This window comes from Oleiphilus sp. HI0086 (assembly GCF_001635225.1).
This window is the reverse complement of record NZ_LWFZ01000191.1, coordinates 1-1000: the sequence shown is the minus strand read 5'-3', so window position 1 is coordinate 1000 and position 1000 is coordinate 1. Positions and strand designations below refer to the sequence as shown.

Sequence of the window (1000 nt, the reverse complement as noted above, 5' to 3'; positions counted from 1 at the left end):
AAAATATGGAGATAGGCCACAACGTTATTCACGGTCAATATGATTTCATGGGCGATGAAACGTATAACTCTGACTATGAGTGGACGATGACTGGCACCGCTAACAACTGGAAACGAGCACATAACCATCACCACCACGCATATACCAACGTAATAGGTAAAGATACCGATTACGGCTTTGGTCTATACCGTTTTTCTGAAGATATTGAATGGAAACCGATTCACTTGCTACAGGTTCCATTCAATGTCGCCAATGCATTGGCATTTGAGTTTTCGGTAAGCCTGTATGATCTTCAGCTTACTCAGTACTTGCTACCAAAATGGTTACGTCAGGCAGAACACGATGACCTACTGCCTCTTCCGGAAGTATTTCAGGAACTTAAAGAATTTGTCGCCAAAGCAAGCAAGAAAGGCCTCAAGGAGTATGTCTTCTACCCCGCACTTGCCGGGCCACTAGCACCAAAGGTTCTTGCCGGAAATGTAAGCGCCCAAGTAATTAGAAACGTGTGGGCTTTTGCTGTTATTTACTGCGGTCATCTACCTGATGGCAATTTCACCTTCACTGAAAAGGAAATGGAGGCAGAGACAAAGGGACAGTGGTATCTACGCCAAATTCTTGGTTCCAGCAATTTTGAAGGGGGCCTTTTAACTCACATTATGAGTGGGCATTTGAGTCACCAGATAGAGCACCATCTCTACCCAGACCTGCCAGCGTGGCGTTATCGAGAGCTTGGCCCAAAAGTCCAGAATATCTGCGAGCGCTATGGCGTTCCTTATGCTAAAGGGAAAATGGTGCCAATGTTAGGTACCGTTGCCAGGCGCTTGGTAGAACACTCTCTTCCCGAAAAGGTAAGCGAAAAAATTACTGAAAAAGTACCTGGTTTGGCCTCTATTAAAAACAAGTTTGCTAGTTTGTTAAACACTGCCAAACCAGGAACTGCCGAGATACAGGTTATTTCACCTAAAACAAAGTCATCCAAGAGTAAGCTGAGCGCTGCGTA

1 protein-coding gene is annotated in these 1000 nt (G+C 45.0%); it reads left to right on the top strand.

Annotated elements, in window-relative coordinates; all coding sequences use genetic code 11:
• Positions 1 to 1000: acyl-CoA desaturase (locus A3756_RS02680; protein ID WP_197481121.1), on the top strand; the 1000-nt coding region annotated here is incomplete at both ends.